General features: G+C 59.4%; 12 protein-coding genes. 10 read left to right on the top strand and 2 right to left on the bottom strand.

Annotation, left to right across the window (positions count from 1 at the left end; genetic code table 11):
- Positions 1 to 78 precede the first annotated feature (78 nt).
- The 3 genes from ABD982_RS00405 to ABD982_RS00395 all read left to right on the top strand — a co-directional run bounded on the left by ABD982_RS00405 (position 79) and on the right by ABD982_RS00395 (position 2,995).
- On the top strand, positions 79 to 405 hold the full coding sequence (locus ABD982_RS00405; protein ID WP_251379596.1) for a metal-sensitive transcriptional regulator: 327 nt from the start codon (positions 79 to 81) through the stop codon (positions 403 to 405).
- Between the two features lie 21 nt (positions 406 to 426).
- Entirely contained in the window at positions 427 to 642 is a 216-nt protein-coding gene (locus tag ABD982_RS00400; RefSeq protein WP_237203017.1) for a heavy-metal-associated domain-containing protein, read from the top strand.
- Between the two features lie 91 nt (positions 643 to 733).
- On the top strand, positions 734 to 2,995 hold the full coding sequence (locus tag ABD982_RS00395) for a heavy metal translocating P-type ATPase (RefSeq protein ID WP_345443277.1): 2,262 nt from the start codon (positions 734 to 736) through the stop codon (positions 2,993 to 2,995).
- Here ABD982_RS00395 and ABD982_RS00390 read toward each other — a convergent pair.
- On the bottom strand, positions 2,988 to 3,947 hold the full coding sequence (locus ABD982_RS00390) for an AraC-like ligand-binding domain-containing protein (protein WP_345443275.1): 960 nt from the start codon (positions 3,945 to 3,947) through the stop codon (positions 2,988 to 2,990). The two genes, ABD982_RS00395 and ABD982_RS00390, sit on opposite strands and share 8 nt — an antisense overlap.
- A gap of 150 nt (positions 3,948 to 4,097) precedes the next feature.
- Here ABD982_RS00390 and ABD982_RS00385 point away from each other — a divergent pair, with 150 nt between their 5' ends.
- The 6 genes from ABD982_RS00385 to ABD982_RS00360 all read left to right on the top strand — a co-directional run bounded on the left by ABD982_RS00385 (position 4,098) and on the right by ABD982_RS00360 (position 11,711).
- Positions 4,098 to 5,525, top strand: a complete 1,428-nt coding sequence (locus ABD982_RS00385; protein WP_345445718.1) for an aldehyde dehydrogenase family protein — start codon at positions 4,098 to 4,100, stop codon at positions 5,523 to 5,525.
- An 80-nt stretch (positions 5,526 to 5,605) separates the two neighbouring features.
- On the top strand, positions 5,606 to 7,123 hold the full coding sequence (locus tag ABD982_RS00380; protein WP_345443272.1) for a GMC family oxidoreductase: 1,518 nt from the start codon (positions 5,606 to 5,608) through the stop codon (positions 7,121 to 7,123).
- Positions 7,124 to 7,382: 259 nt separating this feature from the next.
- On the top strand, positions 7,383 to 8,723 hold the full coding sequence (locus tag ABD982_RS00375; protein ID WP_345443270.1) for an MFS transporter: 1,341 nt from the start codon (positions 7,383 to 7,385) through the stop codon (positions 8,721 to 8,723).
- A gap of 147 nt (positions 8,724 to 8,870) precedes the next feature.
- Positions 8,871 to 10,079, top strand: a complete 1,209-nt coding sequence (locus ABD982_RS00370; RefSeq protein WP_345443268.1) for a thiolase family protein — start codon at positions 8,871 to 8,873, stop codon at positions 10,077 to 10,079.
- On the top strand, positions 10,079 to 10,837 hold the full coding sequence (locus ABD982_RS00365; RefSeq protein WP_345443265.1) for an enoyl-CoA hydratase/isomerase family protein: 759 nt from the start codon (positions 10,079 to 10,081) through the stop codon (positions 10,835 to 10,837). The genes ABD982_RS00370 and ABD982_RS00365 overlap by 1 nt, the downstream gene beginning before the upstream one ends.
- 7 nt (positions 10,838 to 10,844) lie before the next feature.
- Complete coding sequence (locus ABD982_RS00360) at positions 10,845 to 11,711, top strand: 3-hydroxyacyl-CoA dehydrogenase family protein (protein WP_345443262.1); 867 nt, start codon at positions 10,845 to 10,847, stop codon at positions 11,709 to 11,711.
- 95 nt (positions 11,712 to 11,806) lie between these two features.
- On the opposite strand, the gene ABD982_RS00355 is transcribed toward ABD982_RS00360, so the two are convergent.
- Positions 11,807 to 12,214 carry a PaaI family thioesterase gene (locus ABD982_RS00355; protein WP_345443259.1) on the bottom strand — a complete coding sequence of 136 codons (408 nt, stop codon included), beginning with the start codon at positions 12,212 to 12,214 and terminating at the stop codon, positions 11,807 to 11,809.
- A gap of 141 nt (positions 12,215 to 12,355) precedes the next feature.
- On the opposite strand from ABD982_RS00355, the gene paaZ reads away from it, so the two are divergent.
- On the top strand, positions 12,356 to 14,440 hold the full coding sequence (paaZ, locus tag ABD982_RS00350; protein WP_345443257.1) for a phenylacetic acid degradation bifunctional protein PaaZ: 2,085 nt from the start codon (positions 12,356 to 12,358) through the stop codon (positions 14,438 to 14,440).
- The last annotated feature ends 80 nt before the right edge of the window (positions 14,441 to 14,520 follow it).

Genomic DNA, 14,520 nt, shown 5'->3' with positions numbered 1-14,520 from the left:
CTAAGACTGCGGAGATGATTTAAAACTGCCGGAGGTAAGACACTTGAAATATACCCCTATAGGGTATACATTAAAGGTATGTGCGAAGAAGATTCAAGCCCTACTGCACCTCACGGTTACACCCCTGAGAAGGACGCCTACCTCAAGCGCCTACGCCGCATTGAAGGGCAGGTGCGCGGGGTCGCCCGCATGGTCGAGCAGGATACCTACTGCATCGACGTTCTCACCCAGGTAGCCGCCATCAACAAGGCACTGCACAGCGTCTCACTACAACTGGTAGAAGACCATGTGCGGCACTGTGTGGTCGGCGCAGCCACCGAAGCGCAGACAAGCGGCAACCCAGAACTCTTGGACGCCAAATTATCCGAAGCTATGACCGCCATTAGCCGACTGGTCAAAAGCTAACCCACCTCAAGGAGGAAACCCATGTCAGCAACCACCGTCAAAGCAACCGGTCTGACCTGCAACCACTGCGCGATGAGCGTTACCGAAGAGCTCGAAGAAATCGAGAACGTGACTAACGTTGAGGTCGCTGTCGTCAAGGACGGAGAATCGACCGTCACCATCACCCACGACGGCAACCTCACCAACGACAGCATTGAAGCCGCTATTACCGAAGCCGGCTTCACCCTGGTTAAGTAAGCGCAACCTGCATGGGCAACCTATCACCAGCAGAGGGATTACCCCCTGCTCATGACGCTTTACCCATGCCTCCGATGGAGGAAACCACACCATGACCTCTACACCCGACACCTCGGCCTCCGCTCCGGAGGTCTCTAACACCCTGAGCCAGCCAACCCGCATCGTCACCCTGGACGTGGGGGGTATGACCTGCGCGTCCTGCGTGGGACGGGTAGAACGCAAGCTGAAAAAGCTGGGGGTGGACCCCTCCGTCAACCTGCCTCTGGAAACCGCCCGAGTGATTGCCCCGGCGAACATCAGCGATGAGCAGCTGATTGAAACCGTGGAAAAGGCTGGCTATAGTGCACGCCTCAAAGAGATAGATGCCCCGATAAATGAGCAGGAGGCGGGCACCTCGCTGACGCTCCGTATTGTGGTGGCACTGATTTTTGCGGTGCCGGTTTTCTTTATATCCATGTTTTCTAGCTTCCAGTTCCCGCACTGGGGGTGGGTAGTTGCCGCCCTGACCTTGCCGGTTGCCACGTGGGCGGCGTTACCCTTCCACCGCCCCGCCTGGACCAATCTCAAGCATGGCTCCTTCACCATGGACACCCTTATTTCCCTGGGTGTCATCGCCAGTTTCGTCTTTTCGCTCTGGCAGCTTCTTGTTGACCCTTCCATGACGGCTCATGCGGGCGTGTCCCATGGCGGGCACGGCATGGACCATCAGCTCTACTTCGATGCTGCCACCATGATTACCATCTTCCTGCTGGTGGGCAGACAGATTGAGCATTCCACTCAGCGCAGGTCTTCCCGGGCCCTGCGTAACCTCCTGGATTTGGGCGCTAAAAGTGCCACCGTGTTGCGGCAGGGGCAGGCAGTACAAATTCCCGTCAAAGATTTGCTACCGGGTGATGAATTCCTGGTGCGGCCCGGTGAGAAAGTTGCGGTGGACGGGCAGGTAATTTCTGGCCGTTCAGCCCTGGATACCTCTCTGCTGACCGGCGAATCAGTGCCCGTTGAGGTTGGCCCCGGGGACGCGGTGGTGGGCGCGACCGTGAACACCTCCGGTGCGCTGACGGTGCAGGCAACCCGGGTGGGTGCCGATACTGTGCTGGCGCAAATGGGGCGGGCAGTGTCCGAAGCACAGGCCACTAAAGCGCCCATCGCCCGCCTAGCTGACCGCATTTCGGCGGTTTTTGTGCCCATCGTAATGGGTATTTCTCTGGTGGTTTTGGCGGGCTGGTTGCTGATCACCGGCGATGTCAACGCCGCTTTTACCGCAGCGGTTTCGGTGCTGGTGATTGCCTGCCCCTGTGCCCTGGGTCTTGCTACCCCCACCGCTCTGCTGGCGGGTACCTCGCGGGGCTCACAACTGGGTATTTTGATTCGGTCAGCGCAGGTGCTAGAAAGCACCCAGACGGTAGACACTGTGGTACTCGATAAGACCGGCACCGTGACCACCGGCGAGCTTACCCTTGACCGTGTGTTACCTCTGGGTGACTGGGCAGAATACCAGGTGCTACAACTAGCAGGAGCTGCCGAGGCGCCCTCCGAGCACCCTCTAGCGCGGGCAATTACCGGGGCTGCCCGGGCACACGGTTCGCTGGCCTCTGTCGATGATTTTGAGTCTGTAGCAGGCGGTGGCGTGCGTGCCACCGTTACCTATCACGGGCAGCCGGTGCGCACCGTCGTGGGGCAGGTCTCCCACCTGGTGAACGAGGGCGTTGAAGTTTCTGACGCTATTAGTCAGCAAGTGCATAGCCTACAAGAAGAGGGGCTAACCACCGTGCTTCTGGCAGTGGAGGGCCACCTTGCCGGTCTACTCTGCTTACAGGATTCACCGAAGGACGACGCCGTGCCCGCCCTTGCCGAGCTCAAAAAGTTGGGCCTCACCCCGGTTCTTTTGACAGGGGACGCCGCGCCGGTGGCCCGCGCTGTTGCCGCCCGTGTGGGCATTGATCCGGAGCACGTTTTTGCCGGGGTTAGCCCAGCAGACAAGCTGGATAAGGTGACGCAGCTGCAGGCTGGTGGCCATGGCGTTGCCATGGTAGGTGATGGAGTGAATGACGCCGCCGCCCTCGCGAAGGCCGACCTGGGAGTGGCGATGGGTTCGGGCACCGACGTTGCCATGGAAGCAGCCGATATGACAATCATGCGCAGCGACCTGGCATCCTTACCTACTGCAATCAGGCTAAGCCGGGCGACTCTGAACCTGATTAAGTCCAACCTTTTCTGGGCTTTCGCCTACAACACGGTGGCGATTCCGGTGGCAGCAGCGGGCCTACTCAACCCCATGATTGCCGCTGCAGCTATGGCCTTCAGCTCGGTCTTTGTGGTACTGAATTCAACGCGGCTGTTGCGCTTTAGATAGTCAGCATCCTCGCCCTATAGGCAGAGGGGCTTTCCCCGTATTCGGCCTTAAAGGTTTTGCTGACATGGGAGGGGTCAAAGAGGGCGTAGCGGGAGCTAATAGTCTGCACCGAGTCGGAGCGTAGCAGTGGGTTGGCCAGGTCGTCCCGAATACGTTCTAGCCTGCGCGTCCTGATAAAAGTAGCTACCGTCAGCCCGTTGGTAGCGAATCTGCCGTGTAGTTGCCGCAGGGAAATATAGAGGGCGTCAGCTACCCGCCCCGGGCTAAGTTCCGGGTCGCCCAGGTGATCCTCAATGTAGGCTACCGCCTGGTGAAAAAGCAGGTTGGAGGGTTCCCGCCCGGCGCTGCTGGACTCCGCCGCCATGACCGTGATCAGCATTTCCAGGGCAGAGCGCACGAGGGCGAGCGCGTGCGCCCCCTGCAACTCCTCAAGGTTGGCGGCAAGCTGCTCAAAGAGGGTGACGGCTACCTTACCAAGGCCCTGTCTATCTGAGAGTGAGGTGGCGGTAATTAGGCCCATATAGTCGGAGCTCATTTGCACGAAATTTTGGGGGAAGAGCACGATGAGGCTGCGTTGATCGCCGGTGTATTCCAGGGTGTAGGGGCGTTTGGTGACGTAGAGTGCCAGGCTACCAGGGGTTAGGGTGCAACTACGCCCGTCCTGGGTGAGCACAGATTCTCCTTCTAACTGCAGGCTGAGCTTGCAATAGCCGTCATGTTCTAGGTCGTGGCGGTTGGGGTCACGGCTGACGGTGTGCGCCGGGGTGCGCATGTCAAAGAGTTCAACCTTCCCCAGTGACGCGGTCCGGACGCTAGCGCGGAAGGAGGCGGGGTTGGGGCAGGTGATGGCGAGGTCGCCGAAACTTTCGGTGGCACCCAGACGCCACTGGGTCATGTTCATTTCGCCGTGCAGCACGAGGCCGCGGGCAGTTTTGGGGGTGCTCTGACCCATCTCCTCCCTCTCTCCCGTTGTGGACTACTATTTGAAATCTACAGGATAAGTGACCGGGGGCACAAAAAGCCAAAGGGTGTGCACGCTGCACCTAACGCTCATCGTTCACTGCTGGAGAGCATAGGGGTAACTATCTTTGATGCTAAGGAGATGACAGTGCAGTCACTACCCACCACCTACCAAGAACTGCTCAGCCGCGTGACCGAAGGCGGTAGCCGCGAAATTTTTGATCCTGCTACCGAAGAGCTCATCGGTCTTGCCCCCACCGCAACTGAAGCAGACCTGGATCGCAAGGTACAAGCTGCCCGTGAAGCCCAGGTTGCCTGGGCAAAACTCTCTCACGCCGAACGCAGCGACTACCTCATGAAGGCAGCCGATGCCATCGAGGCAACCGCTGAACCCCTGGCAGAGCTACTCTCACGCGAGCAGGGCAAGCCGCTGAACGGCCCTAACGCCCGCTTTGAGGTGGGCGGTGCTGTGGCGTGGACCCGCGCCACCGCGTCCTTTGGACTAGAAGAAGAAACCCTGGTGGACGACGGCGAAACCCGCGCGGTGCTCAATTACCGCCCCATCGGCGTAGTGGGTGGCATTGGCCCCTGGAACTGGCCCATGATGATTGCGATTTGGCAGATTGCCCCCGCTCTGCGCATGGGTAACACCATTGTGGTCAAGCCTTCTGAGTACACCACCCTGAGCGTGCTGGCGCTGGTTGAGGTCATGAACACCGCGTTGCCTGAGGGCGTATTAAATGTGGTGGCAGATAGTGCCGACCGCGCCCTGGGGCCCAAGATGTCGGTTCATCCCGGCTTCGATAAGCTGACCTTCACCGGCTCCACTGCCACCGGCAAAAAGATCGCGGCATCAGCTGCTGATTCTCTCAAGCGCCTCACCCTTGAACTGGGCGGCAACGACGCTGGCATCGTACTGGATGACGCAGACCCCAAGTCGATTGCTGAGGGCCTCTTCTGGGGCGCCTTCATCAATACCGGTCAGACCTGTGCCGCCCTCAAGCGTCTCTACGTACCCGATTCTCTCTACGATGCGGTCTGTGAGGAGCTGACCGCGGTTGCTCAGAACATGCCCATGGGCGTGGGTGTTGAGGAGCAAAACGTCCTGGGCCCGTTGCAGAACAAGGCGCAGTACGACATTGTGGCGGACCTGGTGCAGAAGGCCAAGGACGGCGGTGGTCGCGTGCTACTGGGTGGCACCCCGGACGAAACTGCCCCCGGCTTCTTCTACCCCACCACCCTGATTGCCGACCTTGATAAGGATAACCCGCTGGTGGTTGAGGAGCAGTTTGGCCCTGCCCTGCCGATTATTCGCTACTCCAGCCTGGAAGAAGCATTAGAAGAAGCTAACCGTCTGGATGTTGGCCTGGGCGCCTCGGTCTGGTCCCCCAACCTTGAGCGCGCCCGCGAGGTTGCTGCGCAGATGCAGGCTGGCACCGTCTGGATCAATAAGCACGGTGCCATTGATCCCCGCATCCCTTTCGGCGGCATCAAGCAGTCCGGCTACGGCCTGGAGTTCGGTGTTGAAGGGCTCAAGCATATGGGTGTGCCTCACGTAATTTGCGAATAGATTTCACCCCACCACCCCGGTTTTCTTGAAAATTATCAGAGAATCGGGGTGCTTTTATATCTACAGTCAAAGGAGACATCATGTCAGATTTTCTAGTGGTTGGCGGAGGCTCTGCCGGCATTGTCCTCACCCGTAGGCTCTTGGATGCCGGCAAAACAGTGACCCTGGTAGAGGCAGGCTTGCGTGACCCCAACCCCGATATTGATCACCTCTATAACCTGGGTAAGCTCTGGCACAGTGAGCAGGATTGGGATTATTACACCGTGCCTCAAAAAGGCGCTCATGGCCGCCGCCTCCACCTGCCCCGCGGCAAGGTTTTGGGCGGTTCCCACGCGCTCAACGCCTGCATCTGGGTACGCGGTGACTCCGCTGATTACGATGCCTGGGAAGAGATGGGCAACTCCAGTTGGGGTTGGTCTGATGTGCTGCCCTTCTTTAAGAAAATTGAGAATTTTGACGGCGGCGCTTCAGCCACCCGTGGCGGGGATGGTCTCTTAGACGTGCGTGAAAATTTTAGGCGCAACCCCTTGCAGGAGTCTATGGTCGAAGCGGCCCAGCAAGCAGGCCACACCCTGAACCCTGATTATAATTCGGGTGATGTTGAGGGTATCTCCCGCATGCAGCTCAACCTGCGCGATGGCGAACGTTTCAATGTCTGGCATGCTTATCTACGCCCAGTTGCTGACCATAAGAACCTAACACTGATAACGGACGCTCGGGTTGAGAAGGTGCTATTCGATGGTAACCGTGCAAAAGGCGTCCTATTGCATCAGGAGGGGGAGCCCCAAGAATTACTGGCAGATACCGTCATTCTTTCAGCCGGTGCACTGGGTAGCCCCGAAATTCTTTTGCGTTCGGGCGTGGGGCCGCGTGCCGAGCTAGAACAGCTGGGTATCGAGGTAGTGGCAGATATTCTCGGCGTGGGCAAGAACCTGCACGATCACCTCTTGGCGCCGGTCATTTTTACTACTGATAGACCAATCCCAGCCCTAGAAGATGCACCCGCCGAGGTTCACCTATTCGCGAAGTCTTCCCCCGCTCACGCTGTTCCGGATACCCAGCCCATTTTCTTCTCGGTACCTATGTATTCGCAAGACTACGGGCAGGGGCAGATGGAGGGGCCCGCCGAAGCATTTACCCTGATGGCGGGCATTGTTCGCCCTGTATCTCGCGGTGAACTCAAACTCACCGGGGCATCCCTGGCTGATTCAGTCACCGTCGACCTTGCAGCACTCAGCGAAGATGAAGATATCGATGCTCTGGTTGCTTCCATCAAACAGTGCCGGGAGATTAGCAATCAGCAGGCGCTGGCTGGCGAGTGGGGCGCCCAAGAAATTTGGCCAGGGACATCGGTGCACAGTGATGAGGAGCTAAAGGCCTACGCGCGAGATGCTGTGGTGACCTATCACCACCAGGTAGGCACCTGTGCCATGGGCAAGGGTCCTGAGTCTGTTGTTGATTCCAACAATTTGGCAGTGCACGGAGTTGAGAACCTGCACGTCATTGATGCCTCAGTCATGCCAGTGATACCCACAGGCAACACCAATGCTCCCACCATCATGATTGCAGAAAAGGTAGTCGAAACTCTCGTGGGCTAGGCGTTCCACAGTCTGTGTTCCCCTCAGGCAGGACGCCGGTATTTAGCTTGTCCGCACAGGCTAAGTGCCGGCGTCCTTGAGCTTCAGTCGTTATTTACTGACCGAACGGTAAAAAATTTTAGGAAACTATCGCACGGGGATTAAAAGTCGTATATGATTCATAACTAACCACCAAGATGTGACCCCCGCCTCATAGATGAGAGGAGGTTGCACAGGGCATCAAGCGCACACGCGCCCCTCCACCAGCAGAGGTACATCAATGTCTTCACACGCAGCGGTAGCACCGCACAAAGTCAGCCGGGAAGAGCGAAAAGTTCTCGCCGGAACTCTCATCGGCACCACCATCGAGTGGTACGACTTCTTCATTTACGCCCAGGCCGCCGGCCTCATTCTGGCAACACAATACTTCACCCCCGAAGGTGAAGATAACACCATCGCACAGATTGTCGCCTGGGCCTCCCTGGGTATCAGCTTCGTCTTCCGCCCCCTGGGTGCTATCGTTGCTGGCCACATCGGTGACCGTTTCGGCCGCCGCATCACCCTTGTGCTCACCCTTATCATGATGGGCATCGCCACCGTCGGCATCGGCTTCGTGCCTACCTACGCCTCAATTGGCATCGCAGCTCCTATCATCATCGTTTTCTTGCGCATCTTACAGGGCTTCAGTGCAGGCGGCGAATGGGGCGGCGCAGCCCTCATGTCCGTGGAACACGCCCCCCGCCACAAGCGTGGCTTCTTCGGCGCTTTCCCCCAGATCGGCGTCCCCCTGGGCATGATTCTGGCAACCCTCATCAACCTCTTCCTCAACTCCATCCTCACCGAAGAGCAGTTCCTCTCCTTCGGTTGGCGCATCCCCTTCTGGTCCTCCATCGTGTTGATTCTGGTGGGCTTCTACATCCGCCACTCCGTTGAGGAATCCCCTGTCTTCAAGGAGATGCAGAACCTCAAGAAGCGTGAATCTGCGCCCCTCAAGCAGCTCTTCAAGACCAACACCCGCCAGGTCATCCTTGCAGCGCTCATCTTCATTGCCAACAACGCAGCTGGCTACCTCGTCATCGCCTTCTTTATCTCATACAGCGTGAAAGCACTGGGCATGAGCCGCGGCGAAGCCATGACCGCGGCTATCATAGGCGGTTTTGGCTGGCTCATCTTCACCATGCTGGGCGGCTGGATGTCCGACAAGATTGGGCGCGTGCGCACCTTCCAACTCGGCTACGGCTTCATTATCCTCTGGGCCATTCCCATGTGGTTCCTCATCGACAGTGGCAACATCGTGCTCTTCACCCTGGCCATCTTCATCCTCACCATCGGCCTGGGCCCTTCCTACGGCCCCCAGTCGGCTATGTACGCCGAAATGTTCCCGGCAGCGGTCCGCTTCTCCGGCATCTCCATCGGCTACGCCATTGGTGCAATTCTCGGTGGCGCCTTTGCTCCCATGATTGCTGAAATGATTCTGCGTGAGACCGGTCAATCGTGGATGATTGGTTTGTATATCGCGGTCCTGTCAGTAATTTCTCTTGTCGCAGTCAGCATGGTACCCAAGAGCAACCAGGAAATTGACCTACACCCCGAGGAAACTAAAGAACCCGCACTCTTATAGCGAGAGCCTTGCCTCACCCCTCACGCCAGCCGCTCCCTCGGGGGCGGCTGGTTCACTTGACCCAGGTCACTTAAAGTGAAAAGATTTAGTGAACGATTGGTCAGTTATTGACGTCTGCGCCCCGCGCGTTCTCACAAAGGAGTTTGAATGTCTTCCGCACCCCAGGTTTATTTGGTCGGCGGTTCCCGCACCCCCGTCGGCAGGTATGGCGGGGCACTATCCAGCGTCCGCCCCGATGACCTCGCCGCTCTGGTGCTGAAGGATGCCGTAGAGAAGGCAGGGATTGACCCTGCCGTTGTCGATGAGGTCATCTTGGGCAACGCCAACGGCGCCGGCGAAGAGAATCGCAACGTAGCCCGCATGGCTTGGCTGCTCAACGACTACCCAGATACCGTCCCTGGCATCACCGTCAACCGCCTGTGCGCCTCTGGCATGAGTGCCGTGACCATGGCGGCTCAAATGATTCGTGCCGGCGATGCTGACGTCGTGATCGCGGGCGGCGTTGAGTCTATGAGCCGCGCCCCCTGGGTCATGGAAAAGCCCACCACCGGCTTCGCCAAGCCCGGCGCAACCTTTGACACCTCTATTGGCTGGCGCTTCGTTAACCCTGAGTTCGCCAAGCGTGACAAATTCACCTATTCTATGCCTGAAACCGCTGAGGAAGTTGCCCGAGTCGATGGCATCAGCCGCGAAGACTGTGACGCCTTTGCTGTACGCTCCCACGAGCGGGCTATTGCCGCCATTGAGGCCGGCCATTTCAAGGACGAGATCGTGCCCGTTCCCGTACGTGACCGTAAGGGCAACGTTACCCTGGTCGACACTGACGAGGGCCCCCGCCCCGGCACCACCACCGAGGTGCTTGCCAAGTTGCGCCCCGTCGTGGCCGGTGGCGAAGTAGTCACCGCAGGTAACTCATCAACGCTCAATGACGGCGCCTCTGCCATTATTGTTGCCTCAGAAGCAGCTATCGAGAAGTACGGGCTGACACCGCGCGCGCGGTTTGTGACCGGCGCCGCCGCAGGTCTTGCCCCGGAAATCATGGGTCTCGGCCCGGTCCCCGCCACCGAGAAGGTGCTCGCACGCGCAGGCTGGAGCGTCGAAGATCTGGGCGCTGTTGAACTCAACGAAGCCTTTGCCAGCCAGTCCCTGGGATCCATGCGCCGCCTGGGTTTAAGCGAGGACATCGTCAACCGTGACGGCGGCGCTATCTCCTTGGGGCACCCGCTCGGTTCCTCCGGTTCCCGTCTTATCATCACCCTGCTGGGCCGGATGGAACGCGAGGACGCCGAACGCGGCCTTGCCACCATGTGTATCGGTGTGGGCCAGGGTGCAGCTGTTTTGGTGGAGAAGGTTTAATGTTTGAGCACTTCACCGCACTGACCATCGAGGACGGCGAGGGGCACCTAGTCGCCCGCATGAACCGCCCCGAGGTGCGCAACGCCATTGACGCTACCATGGTGGCTGAACTGCACGAGCTCTGCGCCTACCTGGAAACCACCCCCAAGATTCTGATTCTGACCGGGTGTGAGGTCAACGGCCGCGGCATTTTTGCTTCTGGCGCTGATATTGCCCAGTTGCGCGAGCGCCGCCGAGAGGACGCCCTGCGCGGGATTAACTCGCAGATCTTTGATCGTATCCACCACCTGCCCATGCCGGTCATCGCCGCTCTTGACGGCTACGCCCTGGGCGGTGGCGCAGAGCTGGCTTACGCCGCAGACTTCCGCATCGGCACCCCCCACCTCAAGATGGGGCAGCCCGAAACCAACCTGGGTATCATCGCTGCCGCCGGTGCACTCTGGCGTCTCAAGGAGCTGGTGGGTGAGCCGGTGGCGCTTGAGATTCTTATGGCCGGGCGCATCCTCAATGCCCAGGAAGCACTGGATCTGCACCTGGTGACTGAGCTGCACGAGCCGTCCGAGCTTCTGGACGCCGCCCGTGCCCTGGCTGACCGCATCGGCGCCCAGGACCCCCTGGCGGTGCGCATTACCAAACGAGTCTTTGCTGCCCCGCGCGATGCCCACCCCCACATTGACGAGCTAGCGCAGGCAATTCTCTTTGAGTCTGATGCCAAGTTCGACCGTATGCAAGCTTTCCTAGAGCGCAAAAAGAAGTAGGTAAACCGTGGCCGAAATTCATGACCTTAAAGTTCCCGCCCGCGTGGGCGTGCTGGGCGGCGGACGCATGGGCGCGGGTATCGCCCACGCTTTCGTCCTGGCCGGCGCCCAGGTAGTTGTGGTTGAGCGCGATGCCCCCAGTGCTGAGGCTGCACGCGAGCGCGTGGTGCGCGGACTGGCTCAGTCCATTGAGCGCGGTGTTTTTGACGGCAACCTGGGTGAACTGACCGAACGTTTTGATGTATCGGTTGACTACGCGGCTTTCGCTGACCGCGACCTGGTAGTTGAGGCTGTTCCCGAGAATTGGGATTTGAAGGTCTCTGCCCTGAGCGACGTTGAAGCGCAGCTCAGCGAGAGTGCCTACCTGGCATCCAACACCTCGTCCCTGTCTATTGATGGGCTGGCTGAGGCTTTAGAACGGCCCAGTCAGTTCATCGGCCTGCACTTCTTTAACCCGGTACCGGCATCCAAGCTGGTTGAGGTGGTGCAGTCTAAGTATTCCTCTGAGGAGCTTAAGACAGCGGCTCGCACCTGGGTAGATGGTCTGGGCAAGACCCCGGTGGTTGTCAATGATGCTCCCGGTTTTGCATCCTCCCGCTTGGGGGTGGCAATCGCGCTGGAGGCTATCCGCATGGTGGAGGAGGGCGTCGCTTCCCCTGATGACATTGATAACGCCATGGTGCTGGGCTACAAGTTCCCCATGGGGCCGCTGGCTCTGACCGATGTGGTGGGGTTGGATGTCCGCCTGGGCATTGCTGAGTACTTGGAGTCCCAGCTGGGTGAGCGCTTCGCTCCCCCGCAGCTCATGCGAGATATGGTGGCTCGTGGCGAGCTGGGTCGCAAGAGCGGCAAGGGCTTCTATGACTACAGCTAGGCTGTCACCAGGAGCGTGAGCTTATAAGTTCGGGCGTGCGTCTCTCAGGCGCACGCTCGAACATTTCCTGCACATTCGCTGATTTGGTCTCTGGCCTACCCCTTAATAAAGTTGGTGATCCGCAGGGTGCAGAGGCGGTCACCGGTCTCTTCATGAGTAATGATAACCTCGTGGGTGGTCAGCGACCTACCCAGGTGAATGGCGGAGGCCGTAGCGCGCACCATTCCTTCGCGTGAAGATTTATGGTGGGTAGCATTCACGTCCACTCCCACTGCCACCTTGCCCATAGAGGACGCGTGAATCACCGCGGCCCAGGAACCGACCGCTTCTCCGATTGCCAGCATGGCACCGCCGTGCAGTAGCCCAAGGGACTGGCGGTTGCCCTCCACCGGCATGGTGGCGACCACGCGCTGGGCCGACTCTTCCAGCACCTTCACGCCCATCTTTTCATCTAGCTCACCGAGCGTAATCTTCCACAGCTCACACTGTTCTTGGTCTGCCATCTTGCCCACCAGCGTCCTTTCCGGGCGTAACCCTCGCCCGATAACTTTCACTCACTTGTGATGTGAACTATAGTTTATATCAATAACTGAACGCTCGGTCACTTATTACCGGGTCGTACTGCAACAGCGAAGGACATCTCAATGACGAGCACCCCAACCCTGGTTCCCAGCTTCATCAAAGGTACCTGGTGGGCCCCCGAAAACCCCGGTAAAACCACTGACGTTGTGGACGCCGCCACCGGCGAAGTCATCTACCAGGTCAGCACCGAGGGGCTAGATACCGCAGGTGCCATCGACTACGCCCGCACCGTAGGCCAGCAGAACCTGCAAAAGCTGACCATCCACGAGCGCGCCCTGAGAATCAAGCACATCGCCCAGTACCTGACCGAGCACAAGCAGAGTCTCTACGACATCTCCTTCTCAACCGGCGCCACCCAGCGCGACCACTACATTGACGTGGACGGTGGCATCGGCACCCTCTTTACCTTCTCGTCCAAGGGGCGCCGCGAACTCCCTAACTCCAAGGTCATCATCGACGGCAACATCGAGGTCCTCTCCCGCGACGGCTCCTTCATCGGTGAGCATATCTACACCACCTTGCCCGGTGTAGCCGTTGAAATCAATGCCTTCAACTTCCCCATCTGGGGCATGCTGGAGAAGTTTGCACCCGCCTTTATCGCGGGTATGCCCACCATCGTCAAACCTGCGACCCCCACCGGCTACGTCACCGAGGCAACCGTGCGCCTCATGCTGGACAGCGGCCTACTGCCCGAAGGTTCTCTGCAGCTGATTTCCGGTTCAGCTCGTGACCTGCTGGACTACCTGGATTACCGCGACCACATCGCCTTTACCGGCTCCGCTGCTACCGCCCAGGTGTTGCGCAACCACCCCCATGTGCAGACCAAGGGAGTGCGCTTCACCGCCGAAACTGACTCTCTTAACGCCGCTATTTTGGGCCCAGACGCCCTGGCCAGCACTCCCGAATTCGATGCCTTTATCAAGTCGGTCATGGTCGAAATTACCGCCAAGGCTGGTCAGAAGTGCACCGCCGTGCGCCGCGTCATTGTGCCTACCGGACGCAGCCAGGAAGTGATTGATGCACTGGCAGCTAAGGTGAGCGAACGCATTAGGGTAGGTGACCCCCGCGAAGAGGGCGTCACCATGGGCTCACTGGCCTCCCCCGAGCAGAAAGCAGAAGTTGCCAAGGCTGTTGACCGCCTGGTAGCTGCCGGCGGCGAGATTGCTTTCCAGGGTGAGGCCCCCGAGGGCACCAGCTTCTTCCCTGTTACCGTGCTGAAGTTCGCGGACGCCCGCACGCCCGAGGTGCACAGCGTGGAGGCCTTCGGCCCCGTCACCTCAGTACTGGAATACAAGAGTCTCAATGAAGCAGTCGAGCTTGCTGCCATGGGTGGCGGCTCCCTGGTCGCCAGCGTCTGCACCCACGATGACGCAACTGCCGCCCAGCTCACCCTGGGCATTGCAGCCCACCACGGCCGCGTCCTGGTGCTGGACCGCGAGGACGCCAAGACCTCGACCGGTCATGGCTCCCCCGTGCCCCACCTGGTCCACGGCGGCCCCGGCCGGGCAGGTGGCGGAGAGGAGCTAGGCGGTGTACGCGCCGTCAAACATTACATGCAGCGCACCGCAATTCAGGGCTCACCCAATAAGCTAACCGCCCTGACCGGGGTGTGGCACAGCGGGGCGGATGCCAAAACCGTAACCCGCGCCCAGGTTGATGCGGGCGAGGGCGTACACCCCTTCCGCAAGTCCCTAGCTGAGTTGGAAATTGGCGACCAGTTCGCTTCTGACCTGCGCACCGTGACCCTGGGGGACATCACCGCTTTCGCGCATGAAACCGGAGATATGTTTTACGCCCACACCGATGAAGAGGCAGCGACCGCTAACCCCTTCTTCCCCCGCCGCGTAGCCCACGGCTACCTGCTGGTCTCCTGGGCCGCCGGTCTCTTCGTGGACCCCGCACCGGGCCCCGTCCTGGCTAATTACGGCCTGGAAAACCTGCGCTTCATCACCCCGGTGACCTATGACGACGCGATCAGAGTAACCCTGACCGCTAAGAAAATCACCCCGCGTGTTACCGACGAGTACGGCGAGGTCGCCTGGGACGCCGTGCTACATAATCAGAATGACGAAATCGTCGCCACCTACGACGTGCTAACCCTGGTCGCTAAGACCTGGCCTATGCCCGAGGTGGACGAGGCTAACTAGTCTCAACCGCCGGAACAGCCAACAATAAGGACGCCGCACCCTTTCTTCTGGGAGAAGGGAGCGGCGTCCTTATTGTTGAT

It is taken from the genome of Rothia endophytica, from assembly GCF_039543885.1.
GTDB lineage: Bacteria > Actinomycetota > Actinomycetes > Actinomycetales > Micrococcaceae > Rothia > Rothia endophytica.
This window is presented reverse-complemented; position numbering and strand designations above follow the sequence as displayed.

What these genes read in the sequence shown, in the direction of transcription:
- ABD982_RS00405 (WP_251379596.1), top strand. Translation starts at nt 79, where the DNA reads ATGTGCGAAGAAGATTCAAGCCCTACTGCACCTCACGGTTACACCCCT.
- ABD982_RS00400 (WP_237203017.1), top strand. Translation starts at nt 427, where the DNA reads ATGTCAGCAACCACCGTCAAAGCAACCGGTCTGACCTGCAACCACTGC.
- ABD982_RS00395 (WP_345443277.1), top strand. Translation starts at nt 734, where the DNA reads ATGACCTCTACACCCGACACCTCGGCCTCCGCTCCGGAGGTCTCTAAC.
- ABD982_RS00390 (WP_345443275.1), bottom strand. Translation starts at nt 3,947, where the DNA reads ATGGGTCAGAGCACCCCCAAAACTGCCCGCGGCCTCGTGCTGCACGGC.
- ABD982_RS00385 (WP_345445718.1), top strand. Translation starts at nt 4,098, where the DNA reads ATGACAGTGCAGTCACTACCCACCACCTACCAAGAACTGCTCAGCCGC.
- ABD982_RS00380 (WP_345443272.1), top strand. Translation starts at nt 5,606, where the DNA reads ATGTCAGATTTTCTAGTGGTTGGCGGAGGCTCTGCCGGCATTGTCCTC.
- ABD982_RS00375 (WP_345443270.1), top strand. Translation starts at nt 7,383, where the DNA reads ATGTCTTCACACGCAGCGGTAGCACCGCACAAAGTCAGCCGGGAAGAG.
- ABD982_RS00370 (WP_345443268.1), top strand. Translation starts at nt 8,871, where the DNA reads ATGTCTTCCGCACCCCAGGTTTATTTGGTCGGCGGTTCCCGCACCCCC.
- ABD982_RS00365 (WP_345443265.1), top strand. Translation starts at nt 10,079, where the DNA reads ATGTTTGAGCACTTCACCGCACTGACCATCGAGGACGGCGAGGGGCAC.
- ABD982_RS00355 (WP_345443259.1), bottom strand. Translation starts at nt 12,214, where the DNA reads ATGGCAGACCAAGAACAGTGTGAGCTGTGGAAGATTACGCTCGGTGAG.
- paaZ (WP_345443257.1), top strand. Translation starts at nt 12,356, where the DNA reads ATGACGAGCACCCCAACCCTGGTTCCCAGCTTCATCAAAGGTACCTGG.